16 protein-coding genes are annotated in these 17842 nt (G+C 58.8%); 13 read left to right on the top strand and 3 right to left on the bottom strand.

Features of this window, described 5'->3' with window-relative positions; translation table 11 throughout:
* The first annotated feature begins 53 nt into the window (after positions 1-53).
* The 4 genes from ACID345_RS16250 to ACID345_RS16235 all read left to right on the top strand — a co-directional run bounded on the left by ACID345_RS16250 (position 54) and on the right by ACID345_RS16235 (position 4766).
* Positions 54-1217: a tyrosine-type recombinase/integrase gene (locus tag ACID345_RS16250; RefSeq protein WP_011523949.1), complete on the top strand. Its 1164-nt coding sequence runs from the start codon at positions 54-56 to the stop codon at positions 1215-1217.
* Between the two features lie 116 nt (positions 1218-1333).
* Positions 1334-2197 (top strand): hypothetical protein, encoded by an 864-nt coding sequence (locus ACID345_RS16245; protein WP_041855786.1) that lies wholly within the window; start codon positions 1334-1336, stop codon positions 2195-2197.
* Positions 2194-3537 carry an O-antigen ligase family protein gene (locus ACID345_RS16240; protein ID WP_011523947.1) on the top strand — a complete coding sequence of 448 codons (1344 nt, stop codon included), beginning with the start codon at positions 2194-2196 and terminating at the stop codon, positions 3535-3537. Before ACID345_RS16245 ends, ACID345_RS16240 begins: the two co-directional genes overlap by 4 nt.
* Before the next feature lie 473 nt (positions 3538-4010).
* Complete coding sequence (locus ACID345_RS16235; protein ID WP_011523946.1) at positions 4011-4766, top strand: PilZ domain-containing protein; 756 nt, start codon at positions 4011-4013, stop codon at positions 4764-4766.
* A gap of 22 nt (positions 4767-4788) precedes the next feature.
* On the opposite strand, the gene ACID345_RS16230 is transcribed toward ACID345_RS16235, so the two are convergent.
* Entirely contained in the window at positions 4789-5106 is a 318-nt protein-coding gene (locus ACID345_RS16230) for a hypothetical protein (protein WP_041855785.1), read from the bottom strand.
* Between the two features lie 154 nt (positions 5107-5260).
* Here ACID345_RS16230 and ACID345_RS16225 point away from each other — a divergent pair, with 154 nt between their 5' ends.
* Complete coding sequence (locus ACID345_RS16225; RefSeq protein WP_011523944.1) at positions 5261-7033, top strand: serine hydrolase; 1773 nt, start codon at positions 5261-5263, stop codon at positions 7031-7033.
* A 103-nt stretch (positions 7034-7136) separates the two neighbouring features.
* Complete coding sequence (locus tag ACID345_RS16220) at positions 7137-7490, top strand: PilZ domain-containing protein (protein WP_011523943.1); 354 nt, start codon at positions 7137-7139, stop codon at positions 7488-7490.
* Positions 7491-7535: 45 nt separating this feature from the next.
* Here ACID345_RS16220 and ACID345_RS16215 read toward each other — a convergent pair whose 3' ends face one another.
* Complete coding sequence (locus ACID345_RS16215) at positions 7536-8963, bottom strand: glutamine synthetase family protein (RefSeq protein ID WP_011523942.1); 1428 nt, start codon at positions 8961-8963, stop codon at positions 7536-7538.
* 388 nt (positions 8964-9351) lie between these two features.
* Between ACID345_RS16215 and ACID345_RS16210 the strand changes: the two genes are divergently transcribed.
* Positions 9352-11370, top strand: coding sequence for a S53 family peptidase (locus ACID345_RS16210; protein ID WP_011523941.1), 2019 nt, complete (start codon positions 9352-9354; stop codon positions 11368-11370).
* Positions 11371-11485: 115 nt separating this feature from the next.
* Here the strand turns inward: ACID345_RS16210 and ribB are convergent, their stop codons facing one another.
* Positions 11486-12649, bottom strand: a complete 1164-nt coding sequence (ribB, locus tag ACID345_RS16205) for a 3,4-dihydroxy-2-butanone-4-phosphate synthase (protein WP_011523940.1) — start codon at positions 12647-12649, stop codon at positions 11486-11488.
* A gap of 143 nt (positions 12650-12792) precedes the next feature.
* Between ribB and ACID345_RS16200 the strand changes: the two genes are divergently transcribed.
* From ACID345_RS16200 to ACID345_RS16175, 6 genes are all read left to right on the top strand, one after another.
* On the top strand, positions 12793-13446 hold the full coding sequence (locus tag ACID345_RS16200) for a carbonic anhydrase (RefSeq protein ID WP_011523939.1): 654 nt from the start codon (positions 12793-12795) through the stop codon (positions 13444-13446).
* 214 nt (positions 13447-13660) lie between these two features.
* Positions 13661-14275: a hypothetical protein gene (locus ACID345_RS16195; RefSeq protein ID WP_011523938.1), complete on the top strand. Its 615-nt coding sequence runs from the start codon at positions 13661-13663 to the stop codon at positions 14273-14275.
* The gene (locus ACID345_RS16190; protein WP_011523937.1) at positions 14265-14648 is read left to right on the top strand and encodes a transcriptional regulator; all 384 of its coding nucleotides are present in this window, start codon (positions 14265-14267) and stop codon (positions 14646-14648) included. Before ACID345_RS16195 ends, ACID345_RS16190 begins: the two co-directional genes overlap by 11 nt.
* Before the next feature lie 39 nt (positions 14649-14687).
* Positions 14688-15443, top strand: a complete 756-nt coding sequence (locus tag ACID345_RS16185; RefSeq protein WP_041855784.1) for a di-trans,poly-cis-decaprenylcistransferase — start codon at positions 14688-14690, stop codon at positions 15441-15443.
* Positions 15431-16903, top strand: a complete 1473-nt coding sequence (locus ACID345_RS16180) for a B12-binding domain-containing radical SAM protein (RefSeq protein WP_011523935.1) — start codon at positions 15431-15433, stop codon at positions 16901-16903. Before ACID345_RS16185 ends, ACID345_RS16180 begins: the two co-directional genes overlap by 13 nt.
* On the top strand, positions 16900-17412 hold the full coding sequence (locus ACID345_RS16175; RefSeq protein ID WP_011523934.1) for a hypothetical protein: 513 nt from the start codon (positions 16900-16902) through the stop codon (positions 17410-17412). Before ACID345_RS16180 ends, ACID345_RS16175 begins: the two co-directional genes overlap by 4 nt.
* Positions 17413-17842 lie beyond the last annotated feature (430 nt).

Genomic DNA, 17842 nt, shown 5'->3' with positions numbered 1-17842 from the left:
TCCGAACTTCCATCACAGTGACTGACAAAAGTTAGTCACGGGAGCTGAAAGCCATGCACCCCGCGACCGATATTCAACATACGCTTGGGCACATCGAGTGCCCGGCCTGTGAAGGGACAAAGAACCAGATCATGATGGGCCAATACCTTGGGGAGCAGTTCTTCCCGGAAGCGGCCGCAGTGTGGCTACGCAACCGGAAATCCATATCGGAGAGTACGAAGAAAGACTACCGAGACCATATAGACCACCTCAGCACCTTCTTCGGCCAGATGCGATTGAAGGACGTTCACATCGGCCACGTTCATACCTACCAGCGCTCTCGCCAGGAGGCCATTCGCTCCAGCAAGCGTCATCTCGCAACCCGTCACGGCGATCGCCGGCTGAACACCGACGGCGCCAGCCGCATCAATCACGAACTCAGTTGCCTCGGCCAGGTCCTGCGCATGGCCGGGCTGTGGGAAGAGCTCAGAAAGTTCTATGAGCCCCTCCCGCTTCCGAAAGACTCCGCCGGCATGGCGCTCGCCGAGGAAGAGGAGCGCTATCTTTTCGAGGTCGCAAAGTCGCGGCCGCGCTGGATGGTGGCTTACTGCTGCGCGCTGATCTCACGCAACACCACTGCGGGGCCTGGTGAGATCCGGCACCTGCGGCTGGGCGACATCGAGTTGGATACGCCCGCGGGCAACTTCCTGCGCATAGAGGAGGGCGTGAAGAATGAGTTCCGAAAGCGCCCGGTTCCGCTTAACAATGACGCGCTCAAGGCGGTTCGCTTCCTTCTCGATCGCGCCACGCAACGCTTGGGCGCGTGGCGCCCGGAGCACTTCCTGCTCCCGCATCGCGCGCACGAGAAAGGCTCGCAACCGGACCCCACGCGCCCGATGGGAAGCTGGAAGAAGGCGCATTATGCCATGTGCGAGGAAGCGGGGAAGAAGTTCCCGCGCCTGGCGCATCTCCGCCTTTATGACTACCGGCACACCGCGGTCACCGATCTCCTCGAGGACCCTGCGGTGAGCTTTACAACCATAGAACACATGGCTGGACACCGGCTTAACTCGAACACCAAGCGGAAGTATGACCATTTGCGCAATTCCGCGTTGCGCGTGGCGGCTGACGTCCTCAACCGCAACCATGCCGGCGTGACCAGCGAGATCGAGCCACCGAGGCCGCGGCCGCGCGGTGTACGCGTTCAGGCGCTTGCGGTCCAGGCGAATGAGTTCTAGCTAAAGTTCTCCCTTCGCGTCGCGGGGCCGCGAGTCGGTTAAAATGTGAAATTGCGGCGCCGCGCCGTGTAAGGAGTCTTGAAACGTTGGGTTCTCGTTCCCTCAGGTTTCGTTTTTTGTTGTTGGTTCTTCTGGCGCTGCCGGTTGCCGCGCAAACCCAGCTCAATATTCCTAAGCCTGTTGATGGCTGGGAAAAGCAGGTCAATAGCGCCGCGGCAAACACTCTCATCACGCTCGGCCCCGGAAAATATCACACACGCGTCTCTCTCCGATTCCTGAACCCGAATATTGCGGTGCAGGGTGCAGGCGCACGCATGACAGAAATCATTGCGGATGCGAAAATGCCGGCGCTGGTCGATTCGACTTCGCGGATCGTGAGCTTCAGGGACCTCGTTTTAAATGCGAATCATCAAGCCACTGTAGCTCTTCATGCTTTGAAGCCTACTTACCCCGACACGCGCGCCATAGAAGGCGTGATGGTTACGAATGCACTCGGCGACGGGGCGGTCATCGAAGCTTGTCAGATGTGCGAAATATCTGGACTCTCTAGCTGGCGCAACGGGCGCGATGGCATCGTGCTGGCGGGATGCAACGGGTGCGATGTGCACGGTATCTCTTCGCAGTTCAACGGTGGACGCGGAATCGTAATAAGCGGTTTCAAGGATGATAAGGACTCTTTCTCCGGAGGGCTCACGCTTACCGCTGCAAATTCGGAGTCCAACCAAGGGGCGCAGATTGAAGTCGCAGGGACGAAGACCTCTGTGGCGATATTGAACCCATGGGTTGAAGGCGGCGGCGAGGGAGTAGATGGCATCCGCGTGCAGTCGCCACAGGTCAGCATTATCGGAGGCCGGATCAGCGGCAAGAGCCGGGGCGGGTCCGCGGCAGCGGTCCGCCTGGTAGGAGATGGCAAGGACACGATTGTTTCAGGAGTGCAGATGGTGAACGAGGCGGGGAACTTTGCGAGGGTGGCAAAGTGATTGCCATCTACTATATCGCCTGCGTATTGATTGCCCTGTCGCTGTGCACGCTCGCGTTCAATAACCAGGACAAGTTTACGTTCCTCGCAGCGTTCCTCCTCCCGTTTCAAGGTATTGGCGTCGAGATCGGCGTTCTGCTGAACTTCGAGAAAATTATCGCCGTCCTCTTCGTCGTAACTGCCCTCATGTTTTACCGGGCGCGGACGGCGAGGCAAACCTGGTTTTACGCCTTCGCTGTGCTGCTCGGGTACATGTTCACCCTCACGCTGATTATGTTCGTTGGCGGAGGCCTGGACCTCCAGATCAACCATGCGATGAATGCAGGTTGGGGCACAGCGCAGACCACCTTCCGCCTGCCGGTGCAAATCGCGAGTCAGGGTTTTACATGGATGCTGCTCCCAACCGCGTGCTTGCTCGCGATTCGGCCTAGTTGCGTGATCTACGGCTTCGTGTGGGGAAACGTTTGCAACGCTTTGTTCGGGTTTTACCAGGTGCTTGCCGCGGTCTTCGGCCTACCCTGGCTTCCCGAGGAAATTTTGACGAAGCTTTCGGGTGAGAATGGTGGCCAGTTTCAGGTGCAGCATACCGACCTTTTTCGACTGTCGGGATTGGCAGGAGAGCCGAAACATGCTGCAGCCGCATTTGTCTTCGCAATTTTGATTCTGATGTGGTTTCCAGTCGAGGGCAAGAAATGGAAGATTTCGGTTCTCGGCGTGGCCCTGGTGCTTACCCTGTCAACATCAGGATGGGTTGCTTTTTTCGTGGCGTTCGCGTTGACGATGCTGTACCGGAAAAAGATGGTTCCTTTTCTTGTCGCCGGCACGCTGCTGCTGGTAATCGGAGTGGGCTATGTGGTGAGCGACCAGGTGAATTTCATCGTCAACGATCGGGTCCTGCTCCGACTAGCGGACCCTTCATCCTTCGAGTACAAGGACTCGGCGATTCTGGATGTCGCGCGCGAGGACCCGGAAATTCTAATTACTGGCGTGGGTGCGGGCGGGATTGATTTCTACCTGATGCGATGGGTGCGAGAGGACCAATTAGAACGAGGTAGCGTCTCGCCTACCTACATTGGTACGGAAATCCTAGGCGACTATGGGCTGATCGGGATTGTTCTCTTCGGGTTCCTGCTCTATAAGATCGGCGGGCAGTTCGATCCCAACATGCGCGCTTTCTATGTGGCAACGATTCCCGTGCTCGTCTTGCTCCCGAGGGGCGTCTCATTGCCTGCCGTGCTGCTTCTGTGGGGTTCGCTGTTGGCGTGGAACCGTCCTCAGCTGCAGTCCGCATTCGAAGCGCCCGGCGGTTCACGCCAGCGGGTCGCTCGAACCACTGCCTAGCTAGGTGGACCCTCGGCTGGTTCTAGGTCTGCATTGTGCAGACGTCTGCAGCGAGTTGGGTGACTAACAAACGTTCGTCAAAGTCAGGCTGTGGAAATCGCGCTCGTGCCCATCTTGGTACATGCGTAATCACAGGGTTAAAGTTTTTCCTTGACTCAGCCAGAGTAGCTGCAGGAAGATTGCACCCGTTTTAAGGCAACCCGGCCACGCGAGAGTGCATCAGCCGCTCCCTGGCCAAAGAGCAAGAGCTTAACCCGGACCCTGAAAGCGCACTGATTAGGGAATGGGACTTCTAAGCTGAGGGTTGCTGGTTCGATCCCAGCCGCGCCTACCATCCCTCCCCGCAGGTCGCTGTACTTCGGATTGGCCGGAACCCTTAGAGTCTCTTGATTAGCAAGTATTTCCGCATTACGCTAGCAGCTTCATAAGCCGAATTCCGTCCCGAATTCGGCTTGGGCCCATCCGAGGAGTACATGGCAGCAATCATTACCAGTGGCGCAACCCCGCGACGCGAGCCTCGCCGCACTGTCGCACTGCAAGTCCGCGTCTTCGGTCTCGATGCCGACGGCAAGCCGGTGAACTGCGAATGCTCTACCGTGGACATCAGCGCTCACGGCGCGCGTCTCGCCGGACCGCAACACTGGCGTACCGGTGAAATAATCGGTATCCGTCACGGTTCCGAGAAGGGGCGCTTCCGGATCATCTGGGTCGGCCCGAACGGAACCCACGCCGAATCGCAAATCGGATTGCAGGCCGTTGAGATCAGCCGCCACTTCTGGGGCGTGAACATGCCTCAGTTCCCGGGCACACCGACCAGCACCGCAACGCCCTCGCGGATCGCAGGCATTACCGACTCCACACCAAAGCCCGGTCGCCTCAATGCATCCAGTACCGCAATGCCTTATGCCGATACGCGGCGCCATTCGCGCCTGCGCTGCAACGGCGGGGCGAAAGTGATTCTCAGCAGCGTGACGCATTGGGGAACGGTCATCGACCTCAGTGCCGGTGGTTGCTATATCGAATGTCCTTCGACCTATCCGGTCGGACAAGTTGTCTATCTGAAGCTTGGGGTAGACGATCTGAACTTCGAGTCTGACGCGGTGATTCGTGTCTCGCACCCGGGGATGGGTATGGGCTTTGAATTCATGCGGCCGACCGCCATCCAACGCAAGAATCTCGAAGATTATTGTGCGGAGCTGGCGCGCGATCCCAATCGCCTGCGCCGCTAGATCAATCCAGGGAAATTTGTGACTAAGTCGCTGCGGCCGGGGTCTGCCCGTCGCCACCGGTTTCCTGCTTGTTCCGGTTGCGCAGTCCCAGCGCCAATTCCACCAGAGAAACGGCTGCACTTACGCCGAACAATCCGATCGTGCACCAGAAGAAACCGTCGTTCTGCATAGTAGGGAAGCGCGTCAACGCGGCGCAGAATAGTCCCAGCATCGACAGTAAATATCCGATCGGAACTTTCCTGGTGCGAAGGTACTGAACGATCACCGCGGCGAGCAGGAGTCCCGCTCCGCAGGCGAATACGATGGCAGCGATCAGGTCCTCGCGGTTCATTCGCGACATGCTACCTTTGGTTGCACACTTGGTCAATGTTCTTCGTGAAACGAACGTGCATGCCCAGTTACACCCTTCGATACCCCTGTAACTCTCCATTCCGGCGTCCCGTGCCCCCGGCGTAAGATCATCGCGTCGCAATACGAATTCGTCTGGGGGCCTGATGCCACTTCTTACGCGCCGGAATTTCCTATCTGTCGGTACCGCCAGTGTCGCCGCTCTTGCCGCGTCGAAATTCACCGTCGTTGATCTGCACGCTGCTCCGAAGAAAGTGAAGAGTACACCAGACGCCACCCTCGATGGGTTCGTCGCCAGCTATATGCGCGCCATGAACGCCCCCGGTATGACCTTCGGCAGTGCCAACAAATCCGGCACCGTCCGCGTTACTGCCTATGGCTTCGACGATCCGGACACCAAGCAGCACGTTACGCCCGAACAGCTCTTTCACATCGGCTCGATTACGAAATCGTTTGTCGCTCTGACGCTGCTGCAACTTCGCGAAGAAGGCAAACTCGACTTCGAGCGCCCGGTTCTGGAGTACCTGTCCTGGCTGCCGATCGAGACGACCTTCGGTCCCGTGACGATCCATCACCTGCTGACCCACACCAGCGGCCTGCCGGATTCACTCACGCTCTTCCCCAGCGACCGCAACGCGAAGTCCGTCCAGGCGTACGAGCCGGGCAAGAAGTTCTATTACTCCAATCTTGGCTTCGACATTCTCGGACATCTCATAGAGCACCTCGACGGACGATCCTGGCCCAGCGCCGTGAAAGCCCGCGTGATTGACCGCGTCGGCATGACTTCGACGTTTCCCAACATTCTGAGCGACCAGCGTCCGCACACCGCAAAGAGCTGGATTCCGTTCTACCAGGACCGTCCCTATCCACGTCAGGGCAAGCTTGCTCCTGCTGGGGCCTTCCAGTTTGACGACGCCGCCGGCAGCATCGCCTCCACCGCGAAAGACATGTCGCTCTATGCGCAGATGCTACTCAACCAGGGCCAGGTAACCAGCGGCCGCATCGTCTCCGAAGAGAGCTTCACGCTGATGTCGAAGGCGCACATCAAGGCCGACGAGTTCGGCCCGACCGCGAGCTACGGTTACGGTATCGCTGTCGATACTCTCGATAAGCATCCGGTGCTGCGCCATACCGGCGGGATGCCGTCGTTCGCGTCCGCGATCTTGCTCGATCTCGAATCCGGTAATGGCGCATTTGCTTCCATCAACGCGATGCAAGGTTATCGCCCGACGGCTGTCGTTCAATTCGCGGTACAGCTGTTGAACGCCGGCCCATCCGCGAAGACGCCACCCACGCCGCCAACCATCACCGATCCCAACGTGATTGATAACTCGGCGGACTACGTTGGGAGCTACGTCACCAGCGACGGCAAAAAGGTTGACGTCGCCGGGGACAAACAACTCTTCGCCACCATCAACGGCCGCAAGATCGCACTGCAACATAGCGACGGCGACACGTTCCTCACAGACGATCCCGAGTTCGCACGCTATACCTTCGCCTTCGGCCGCGCCAAGGCGCCTGAGAAAGAGAAGGGCAACGAGAAAGAGTCCGAATCGAAGGCCGACGCCAAGCCCGAAGAGAAGCCCAAGCCGCAGCCTGTCATCGAACTGATGCATGGCCCTGACTGGTATCGCAATGAGAGATACACCGGCGCCATCGATTTCAAAACTCCCGAAAGTTATAAAGCGCTGACCGGCTACTACCTCGCCGACGGCGCATTTCCAGCCGATGCCGAGATCCTCATCCGTAAAGGTGAGCTCTGGCTGGAGGGTGGATTCAAACTCGTCCAGATCGGTGAGAACGAATTCGTTCCCGACATCGGAATCCCGGAACGCGTGGAATTCCTGTTCATTGTCGGCGGAAAAGCCCGCCTGATGAAGTTCTCCGGCATCGATTTAGCACGCTTCGAGAGGACCTAGTCACTTAAGTGGTTGCCAAACTCGTTAACTATGATGTGGTTTAAACCGGTTCATTACTCTTGTACTCTGGCTCAAACGTCTAGGTCTCAGTACAAGGAGGGCTATGCCCGGTTCTGCAGGCCGTGTCAACCGCAAGCTTACGCGGTTTGATCTCGACAAGCGCGTCCGCATCACGCTCTCAACGGACGGGAAGACGACTGTCTTCCATGGACGCACCTGCGATCTGAGCGAAGGCGGCATGTGCGCACTCATCTCCGGACAACTGCGCGTCGCCGATCATGTTTCCCTCGAAGTCAACGGACTGGATGAAGGGCCTGTTTCCGTGAGTGCCAAAGTGCGGCACGCGCGCGGCTTCTACTATGGCTTCGAGTTCTGCGACCTCACTCGCCAGCAATCTGCCTCGCTCGTGAAGCTCATTACCCGCAACGGCTCCCCAAAGCTTCGCGCGCGGCAATAAAAACGCCGTGACTCTCGCCACGGCGTCTCGCAAAACTACAATTCTCTAGAACTGGTTCCAGAGGTACTGGTTGTAAACATCGTGGTGGAACTGTACCTCGGGCGCCTTCACAACGGTGCCGAGCAAGCGCGCGCAGCGATCTGCCGACGCCTGCTTTAAGTCCGCGTAACGTCCTTTTACATCTGCGCCGAGCAGTTTCGTGGTCCAGTCCGCGAGACGGAAGTGTTCGAGGGCGGTATAGATGTTGTCCGGCAGATATCGCTCTGCCTGCCGCAGGTTCTTGATCTTCGCGATCTCGCCGTGCAGGCCGGTTTTGAAGACCGAGTACATCACCATGTAGGGGTTTGCGTCCGGACCCACCGATCGCACTTCCACGCGCATGCTCTTCTCGTTACCGATCGGGATGCGCACCATCGAGCCGCGGTCTGTCGGCGATGCCTTGATCTGGTTTGGCGCTTCGAAGTGCGGATCGAGACGGCGATAAGCGTTCACACTCGCATTCAGCATCAGGCAAATGTCGTTGCCGTGAGTGAGAATGCGGTCCACAAACGACCAGCCGAAGCTGCTCAGTTGCTCTTCGCCCTTGGGGTCCCAGAACAGGTTCTTGCCGCCTTTGCTGATGGAGACGTTGGTATGCATGCCGCTGCCGTTCACGCCGACCACCGGCTTAGGCAGGAAGCTCGCGCTCAGGCCCATCTTGGTCGCCACCTGGCGACAGATCAGCTTGTAGAGCTGGATCTGGTCAGCGGCCGCAACCACTTCGCCATAGCTGTAGTTGATTTCAAACTGTGACGGCGCGACTTCCGGATGGTCCTTCTCGTTCTGGAAGCCCATCGAGCGCTGCACTTCCGCAGTGGTATCGATGAATGTGCGCAGCGGATCGCCGGGCAGCGAGTGATAGTAGCCGCCCGTGTTTACATACTCGAATGCGTGGGTGTCGTGGAAACGGCGCTCCGCATCCTCACCCTTGAACAGGAAGCCTTCGATCTCGTTAGCCGCGTTGAGGGTGTAGCCCTCTTTCTTATGGAGCGTCTCCGAAAACGTCTTCAGAACGCCGCGAACATCAGCCTCATAATGCTTGCCTTCTTTACTGATGACTTCGCCGAACACCAGCACTTTGCCGGGGCCAAAGATGTCGGCTGGTCCCCAGTAGAACGCGCTCCAGTCAATGTAGAGGCGAAGGTCGCTCTCACGCTGCGCCGTGAATCCGCGAATCGACGAACCGTCGAACGTGAGATTGTCGTAGCTCTTGAGAAGAAACTTCTTGTCGTAATCCAGCATGTGCAGCCGGCCTTCGAGATCGCTGAAGAGCACGGTCACTGCCTTGATCCGCTTTTCGTCGGTGAGGTACTTCAGTCGCTCTTCCTGGATCTTGTCGGCGGCCACTCGCTTCATGCGCTGTTCTTTGGCCTTCAGATTGAGTTCTTCGAGTTCGTCATACGGGAGCGCAAGAAAATTACGCAGTTCTGTCATGAATCTCCTCAAAATGGAATCAAGTAGCCGGCTGGTTTGTTCTTCGGTACCACGTAGAGTACGCGTTGCTCTCGACGCCGACCAATCAAAATGCGTGATGGCCTCCATCAGGGGAATTTATCGCGGCATTGCACAACTAACGGTGCAGGCCGCAGATGGCGCGACTTTTCTCATGCCGACTTGCATCTCGTTGATTCGTCTTGCGTGTGTACTCAAGCAGCAACTCTGAATGATCAGTGATTTTATAAATAAAGTATTGTTCAAGTTGACAATACAAATTCCCCAGGGGCAGAATGGCCAACGCTCTTCAACTCCGGCCAGAACGCCTCGCCTGAGTTGCCGAGGATAATCCCACGCTCACAATTGAGGGCCCGAAAGGCAAGGAACTATGAAGATCCCGCCTCGCTTCCTGCCATGCCTGCTGCTTGCGACTGCAACGGTCGCAAGCTTGCCGGCACAAACCGCCACCAAGACCGTTCTCCCCAACAACGTTCCGAAATTCACCGCATCGAGCGTCGATCTCGGTCCGGCTGATCCCACCCAGCAAATCACGGTGACGATGACGCTTGCGTCCAAGAACGCCAGCGGACTCCAGCAGTTCGTCAGCGACATCCGCACTCCCGGTACTGGTTCCTATCACGAATTTCTAACGCCTGCGCTGTTCGCCACCAAGTACGGCGCAGCCGACGCGACGCTTACCGCCGTCAAGACCTTCGCAGCCGCGAATGGTCTCACCATTACGCACACCGCGCCCAACAAACTCGTGATGTCGTTGCGCGGAACTGTCGCCGCCGTCGAAAACGCGTTCTCGGTTCCGATCCACAACTACAAGAAGAACGGCGAGACGCTGCGCGTGAACGTGACCAACCCGCAGATCTCAACTTCGCTGGTTGGAAAGGTGACGGGCGTTCACATTGCCGACTTCAACTTCAAGTCGCATGCCGTGATGCCGCTCGACCCGAACGGCAAAACGCAGAAGCCGGTTCCGCTCTCTATCTCTCCGCACGGCCTCTTCTTCGCCAGCGGCTGCTTCCGTAATCCGCAGACCATTACCGCCAGCGGTGGTGGTGCGACGGCCACGTATGCCGGCAACCGATATGGATCGGACATCACCAGTGGACCTCCGAATCTTCCTCCCTGCGGCTATGACGTTGCCGATGTGTATGCCGGCTACAACCTGTGGCCGATGTACAACGCTGGCCTCGATGGCACCGGCGAAACTATCGTCATTATTGACGCTTTCGGCTCACCGACGATCCAGGCCGACGCCAATACCTTCTCGGCGATCAACGGTCTTCCCGCCCTGAACTCCACCAACTTCCAGGTTGTCGGCGCCAATGCCGGCGGCAACGCCAGTTGGGCGGGTGAGACCACGCTCGACGTGGAATGGGCGCACGCAATCGCTCCCAACGCGAAGATCGTCCTTGAGGTCGCGCCGACCAACAGTTTCGTGGACCTCTTTTACGCCGAAGTGGACGCCATTGCGAATCACCGCGGTATCGTGATCTCCAATAGCTGGGGCGGCTTTGAAACTTTCACCGATTCCTCGCTCCGCGGTGCGTTCGACTTCATCATGATGGAAGCGATCTCCGTGGGTATCGACGTTAACTTCTCCACCGGCGACTACGGCGATAACGTATCCGTGCTTGGCTACGCCGACGTGCAGTACCCGGGCAGCTCACCATTCGCGACGGCCGTAGGCGGCACCAGCCTCGCGCTCACCAACACCAAAACCAAGACGATGAAGTTCCAAACCGGATGGGGCAACAACATCACCCGCCTGGTGGACGGCACCACTGGGGCGCCGGACGATCCGCCGCTTATGGAAGGATTCATCTTCGGCGCCGGCGGCGGGAACAGCAACGTCTACACCAAGCCGAGCTGGCAGGTGGGAACCAACCAGCCTCGTCGCGCGCTGCCTGATATCGCATGGCTCGCCGATCCTTACACCGGTGTCGAGATTATCCAGACCATCAGCGGTAGCCAGTACATCGAGGTCATTGGCGGAACCAGCCTCGCTGCGCCGATGTTCTCTGGTATTTGGGCGATCGCCAACCAGAAAGCAAATACTACGATCGGTCTCGGCGATGCGGCATCGCAGCTCTACAGCATGCCGTCCGGCTCGATCAAAGACGTCGTGCCCTTTAACACCGCGAACAACGTGCGCGGCGTTCTGACCGATGCTTACGGAACGTACGAAGAGAGTTCAACTACTCTTGCAGCTCCGCTCGCCTACACCCGCGGCTTCTACAGCGCGCTGTACCAGGGCGCGAGTTCGCACAGCTGGTACGACCTGACGTTCGGTACCGACTCCACGCTCTTCACCAAGCAAGGGTGGGACAACGTAACCGGCTGGGGCACTCCCAACGGCCTCAACTTCGTGACCGCCATCGCCAACAAGAAATAGCTCGAGTCACGCTGTGCACAAAGAAACGCCGCTGGAGATGAGTATCCAGCGGCGTTCTTGTCATCCTGAGCGAAGCCCGCGTAGTCGAAGGACCCCTATCCCGGCGTCATCTCTACTACTTCGCTGCCGCCGGCCTCGGCTCCGCGGTTGGCACCTGCTCCACAATGTGGATCCCGAACCCTTCCAACCCCGCCACTCTTCGCGGACGATTCGTAATCAACCGGATTCGGGTCAACCCGAGATCGGAAAGGATTTGCGCCCCGATGCCCACTTCGCGCTGCGTCTTCCGCTGATGCTCCGGCAACGTGGGCAGCCGCAGGTCGTGGTGGAACTGGATGGTCAGCTTGTCGCCGAGCTTCTCGACCGAATATCCCTTGGAAGTCTGATGGAGGTAAATCAACGCCCCGCGGCCTTCGCGAGCGATCATCTCTAACGCGCGCTCGATCGTCTTCGAGCAATCGCATTGGGTCGCTCCGAAAACATCGCCGACGAGGCAATGCGCATGCATGCGCACCAGCACCGGTTCTGGCGCATGCTCCACGTCGCCCTTCACCAGCGCCACGTGCGACTCCCCCGTGATGTCGGACTCGTAAGCGATCATGCGGAAGTCGCCGTAACGCGTTGGCACCGTCGCCTCCGCGAGCCGCCGGATGTAGCGCTCGTTCGCCATGCGATAGCGAATCAGTTCCGCGACGGTCAGCATCTTCATGTCGTGCTGTTTGCAGAATTCGGTGAGCTCCGCCACGCGCGCCATAGTGCCGTCGTCGTTCATGATTTCGCAGATCACGCCTGCGGGAACCAGTCCGGCAAGCCTTGCGAGATCGACGGAGGCTTCTGTCTGTCCAGCGCGCACCAACACGCCGCCTTTGCGCGCTCGCAGCGGGAATGTATGTCCCGGCCGCGCCAAATCGTTCGGACGCGTCCCCGGATCAATCGCCACTTTGATGGTATGAGCACGGTCGTAGGCCGAGATGCCGGTGCTTACGCCATCACGCGCATCAATCGACTCGGTGAACGCAGTGCCGAAATTCGAAGTGTTCTCCGCCGACATCAGCGGTAACCGCAGCGCATCCAAGCGCTCCTCGGTCATCGCCAGGCAGATCAATCCACGGCCATACTTCGCCATGAAATTGATTGCCTCCGGGGTGATGTACTCGGCGGCCATCGTCAAATCGCCTTCATTCTCGCGGTCTTCATCGTCCACGACCACGATCATGCGCCCAGCGCGGATTTCGGCCAGCGCGGTCTCGACATCACAAAATGGCGATTGTGGAGTCATTGCTTCAATCTTACCAGCCAGAGCCAACCCCCTATTAGACGAAGGAGACCGCCGCTTGGACGCGCGCGAACTGTCAATACTACGAGTTCTCGCGCGCCCACCGCCGGTTTTCACTGTTCGCAACGTCTGTTGAGGAGATATCGATGTTCCGCAAGCTGAACTTCTTCCTTGCCATCCCCGCAATCGCCTGCAGTCTCGCTGCGTTCGCGCAGCAAAAAGCCCCTTCTGCCGACGAGGTTTGGAAAGATCTCGCCGCCGGCAATCAGCGCTACGTGAGCGGGCAGCCCGCTTCGAAAGACCTGGTCGCGCAGCGCAAGGCTCTTGCCAAGACACAATCGCCGCGTGTCGCCGTGCTTAGTTGTTCCGATAGCCGCGTTGCGCCCGAACTCGCGTTCGATAAGGGTCTCGGTGATCTCTTCGTCGTGCGCACCGCCGGCGAAAGCGCCGATCCGCTCGCGATCGGTAGCCTCGAATACTCGGTTGAGCATCTTCACTCGACCGTCATTCTGGTTATGGGACACCAGAGCTGCGGCGCCGTGAGCGCAGCGTGCGGTGGCGGCAAGGTTGGTTCTCTGAATCTCGAAGCCGTCGTGAAGCCTATTGCCGCCTCGTGCACCAAGGTGGATGCGAAAAAGCCCGAGACCATGGACCTCGCTGTTCGCGATCACGTGCACTCCGTTGCACAGAGCCTTGCGAAGAAGAGCGAAATCCTGAAGCACGCCATGGACGAAGGCAAGCTCTCCATCATCGAGGCCTACTACTCGCTCGATACCGGCGAAGTCACGCGCCTGCACTAATCGACGCTGGACCTGAGATCCCGGCTCGGCGCATCGGTTCGGGACGCGTTTTGTATCAGAGTTTGTATCAGGGCATAGCTCTGTATCAGGGCATGGCTTCAGCCATGCCGAAAAGCGCATGATGTATTTTCCGGCTTTAGCCCCTGCATTTTTTCGCGACAACCCTTGACATCCCCATCTCACATCGGATACTTTGCAGTACAAAGTAAACGCCATGGATGACCTCCACAAAGCGCTCGGCGACATCAGCAGCATCCGCCGCCAGATGGCCCGCAGCACCGAGTTCCGCGGCTACGGCCCCTGGACCATGGCAATCACCGGCCTTTGCACAGTCGTCGCCGGGACGACGCAGGCATTCCTTGTTCCCTCGCCAGCGTCGCAGATCATGCGCTACCTCGCAGTCTGGATCGTGACCGCCATAGTGTGCGCGACCCTCAGTGGGATCCAGATGCATTCCCGCTCACGCCGCATGCATTCCAGTCTTTCCGACGAGATGATCAACCAGGCCGTCGAACAGTTCATTCCTTCGGTCGGCGCCGGAGCTCTGGTCACCACCGTTCTCGTCACCTGCGTGCCAAACGCCGTCTGGATGCTTCCCGGGTTGTGGCAGGTGATGTTCAGCCTCGGCATCTTTGCGTCGTGCCGCTTCCTGCCCCGCAAAATCATCTTCGCGGCTGCATGGTACCTGCTGTGCGGCCTCGTCTGTCTCTCGCTCGCAGACGTGCGGGCGTTCTCGCCATATGCGATGGCGGTCCCGTTCGGCGTTGGACAGTTGATCGTGGCGGCAATCCTTTATGTCGCGAACGCAGGAGGCAGCGATGAAGCCTAAATCCGGCGAAGGCCGCTTCGCCTATGAAGGACTCGATCGTGTGATCCACGAACGCGCGCGGCTTAGCATTCTTACTTCTCTGATTACGCATCCCAAGCCACTCACCTTCCTCGAACTCAAGGAACTCTGCTCGCTTACCGACGGCAATCTCAGCCGCCACCTGCGTGTGCTCGAGGAAGACAAGATCATCGAGATCGTGAAGGGCCACGACCGCAATCGCCCGCAAACCGTCTGCCGCATCACCGCTTCCGGCCGCAAACGCTACGTCGAATATCTCGCCACGCTAGAGCAGGTGGTGCGCGACGCCGCGAAGGGAACCGACGAAGCAAAATCCTCGAACCTTCTCCGTAACTTGAAACCCAGCCAGGCATAAATTTTTTTGTGAGGTTACTTTACAGTGCAAAGCGCATTCATGAGAAATAACTTTGCAGTACAAAGTGAATCCGGTCTTCATGTCGCCATCATCATGGACGGCAACGGCCGCTGGGCGACGCAACGCGGACTGCCACGCGCCGCCGGCCACCGTGCGGGGGTGGCGGCCGTTCGGCGCACCGTGGAGCATGCGCCCGACTTCGGCGTCCGTCGACTGACGGTGTACGCGTTCTCGGCTGACAACTGGCGGCGGCCGTCGGCGGAGGTGCAGAGCATCTTCTGGCTCATCCGCGCGTATCTGCGGATTGAGTGCGAACGCCTACGCAGCGCCGGTGTGAGGCTCGAAGCCATTGGGCGGCGCGACCGCATTCCAAAGGGCCTGTTGAGCGAGATCGAACGCGTCGAGTCGATCACCGCTGCGAACCGCAAGCTCGAACTGCGTGTTGCCGTGGATTACTCGTCGCGCGATGCGATTGCGCGGGCCTGTGCCGGACTTCCCGAGAGCGCATCGCCAAAGCATGTGCGGGCTGCACTCGATGCCTCGCTCTCGGCTGGGCACGGGGACGTCGATCTCCTGATCCGCACGGGCGGCGAAAAGCGGCTCTCCGACTTCCTGCTGTGGGAGTCCGCTTACGCGGAGTTCCATTTCACTCCGTGCATGTGGCCCGACTTTCAGCCCGCCGATCTCGACGCTGCCATCAACGCGTTCCGCGCTCGCGAGCGGCGCTTTGGCTCGGTGCCTGCGATTGCGTCCGTTCCTGCGCTGCAAATTGGAGGCACGCGATGGTTGCGCTAGGGAAGCGTCCTCTGAACGTGAAGTTCATCCTGCCGGCGCTGAAGGAAGCGACCGATCCGTATTGGCGGCCGATCAAGTACTCGCTCTTTCCGCCGCTCGGGCTGGCGCAACTTGCCGCGTATCTCTCGCCTGACGATTATGTCGTGCTCACCGATGAACATGTCGAACCTCTCACGCTGGAAGACAATCCGGATCTTGTCGTAATCCAGGTGTACATCACCAATGCTTACCGCGCGTATCGCATTGCGGACCACTATCGGAAGCGCGGGGCGTTCGTCTGTCTCGGCGGATTGCATGTGACTTCCATGCCGCACGAAGCTGCAGAACACGCCGACTCGATCTTCCTCGGACCAGGCGAACAGATCTTCCCGCAGTTCCTGACCGACTTCCGCGCGGGAAATCCGCAGCGACTTTATGCCTCGACGAGCGGGCGCACGTTGGAGCGCGCTCCGTCGCCGCGACGCGACCTGATCAAGCGCCATTGCTATCTGGTGCCGAACTCGATCGTGGTGACGCGCGGCTGCCCGCAGCACTGCGACTTCTGCTACAAGGACGCGTTCTACCAGGGCGGCAAGACCTTTTACACGCAGCGAGTGGACGAGGCGCTGGCCGAGATCTCGCGGCTTCCCGGACGTCACGTGTACTTCCTTGACGACCACATGCTCGGCGATCGCCGTTTTGCCGAAGGGCTCTTCGACGGCATGAAAGGAATGCGGCGTTTGTTCCAGGGCGCTGCGACGGTTGATTCCATCCTGCGCGGAAACCTGATCGAACGCGCGGCGGAAGCGGGGCTGCGCAGTATCTTCGTCGGCTTCGAGACGCTCGCGCCCGCGAACCTGAAGCAGTGCAACAAGCGGCAGAACCTCGGCCGCGACTACAAGGCGGTGACCGATCGCCTGCACTCGCTCGGCATCATGATCAACGGCAGCTTTGTCTTTGGCATGGACGACGACGGGCCTGACGTCTTTCGGCGCACCGTGGATTGGGCCGTCGAGCACGGCGTTACGACGGCGACGTTCCACATTCAAACACCGTATCCGGGAACCGGGCTGCATGCGCGCATGGAGCGCGAAGGGCGCATGACGACGCGCGACTGGAACCTCTATGACACGCGGCACGTGGTCTATCGTCCGGCGAGGCTTACGGCGGAACAACTGAAGACCGGTTACGACTGGGCCTACGAAGAGTTCTACACCTGGAGCAACATTGCGAAGGCATCGCTGCACCACGGGACGCTGAAGCACCAGGCCAAGCATTTCTTCTATGCGTCGGGGTGGAAGAAATTCGAGGCGGTTTGGGATTTCATCATTCGCACCCGGCAATTGAATCGGACCACGAAGATTCTCGAGAGCGTGCTGTCGAAGGTGACAGGCAAGAAGGAAGACCATACTTTCGTCCCGCCGATTCCGTCGCCGCAAAATGCAGAGTTGGTGACGATTTCGACAGAGCAAGTTTCATGAGCGAAGTCGACCTCGCGAAACATGAGCTGCGAAAAATTCGCGTGTGCCTCGCGATCGTAATCGTTGGTCTTGTGCTCAGCGGCGTAACGGCGTTTCCACTCGAGACCGAAGTTGGGTGGCTGCAGTCGATGCTCGATTCGTACCTGCTGCGAACGATTGCGGAGGAGTCGCATTTGCTCCCGTGGGTGCGGCGCGTGCACGAAGGCCTCGCTGAGACAAACCATTCGTATCCGTTTCTCGCGTACGGCACCGATTGGCTCGCGTTCGCGCATCTGATGCTCGCAATTTTGTTTGTCGGAACGTGGCGAGATCCGTTACGGAATCGGTGGGTGATCCAGTTCGGACTGATCGCGTGTGCCGCGGTGGTGTTGCTCGCGATGGTGGCCGGGCCGCTGCGCGGGATCCCGTGGGAGTGGCGGTTGATCGATTGCAGCTTCGGGATTGGGTGCGCGGTGCCGCTGGGGATGGCATGGAAGGGTATTTCGAAAGTAGTACCCCCTACCCCATAGCGTGATCTTTGTTTTCAAGATTTTAGCGATCAAATCCGGCCAAAATATTCGAAACAAAAGAGTTATTGGCAAAATATTCATAAATAAGGAGTTAGCTCTGTTTCGCGAAGCTATCGCATCGCGAACAGAGGCCGCGCCGCCCGCTAAAGCGGGCTTCGGGATTATTCCGAGCGCTTCCACGACGCTATCGCGTCGTGCTGAAGACCCCAGCCGCCCTTCGGGCTTGCCGTGTTGTAAGACGGAGACACGTGTCCGTGGAATTGGTTTTCAAAGAACAAGTTGTCGATCTTGGGAGTGGCCCACATGGTCATGATTTACGAATTGGCGCAAGAAAGTCGGTGACGGGAGACACAGGTCGGGGTGCGATAGGTCACCAGAAGAGGTGATTCTGAGGTTCGAGATTTCTGGAATCCCACCCTCCCTTCGGGAA

This window comes from Candidatus Koribacter versatilis Ellin345 (genome assembly GCF_000014005.1).
GTDB lineage: Bacteria > Acidobacteriota > Terriglobia > Terriglobales > Acidobacteriaceae > Korobacter > Korobacter versatilis_A.
This window is presented reverse-complemented; position numbering and strand designations above follow the sequence as displayed.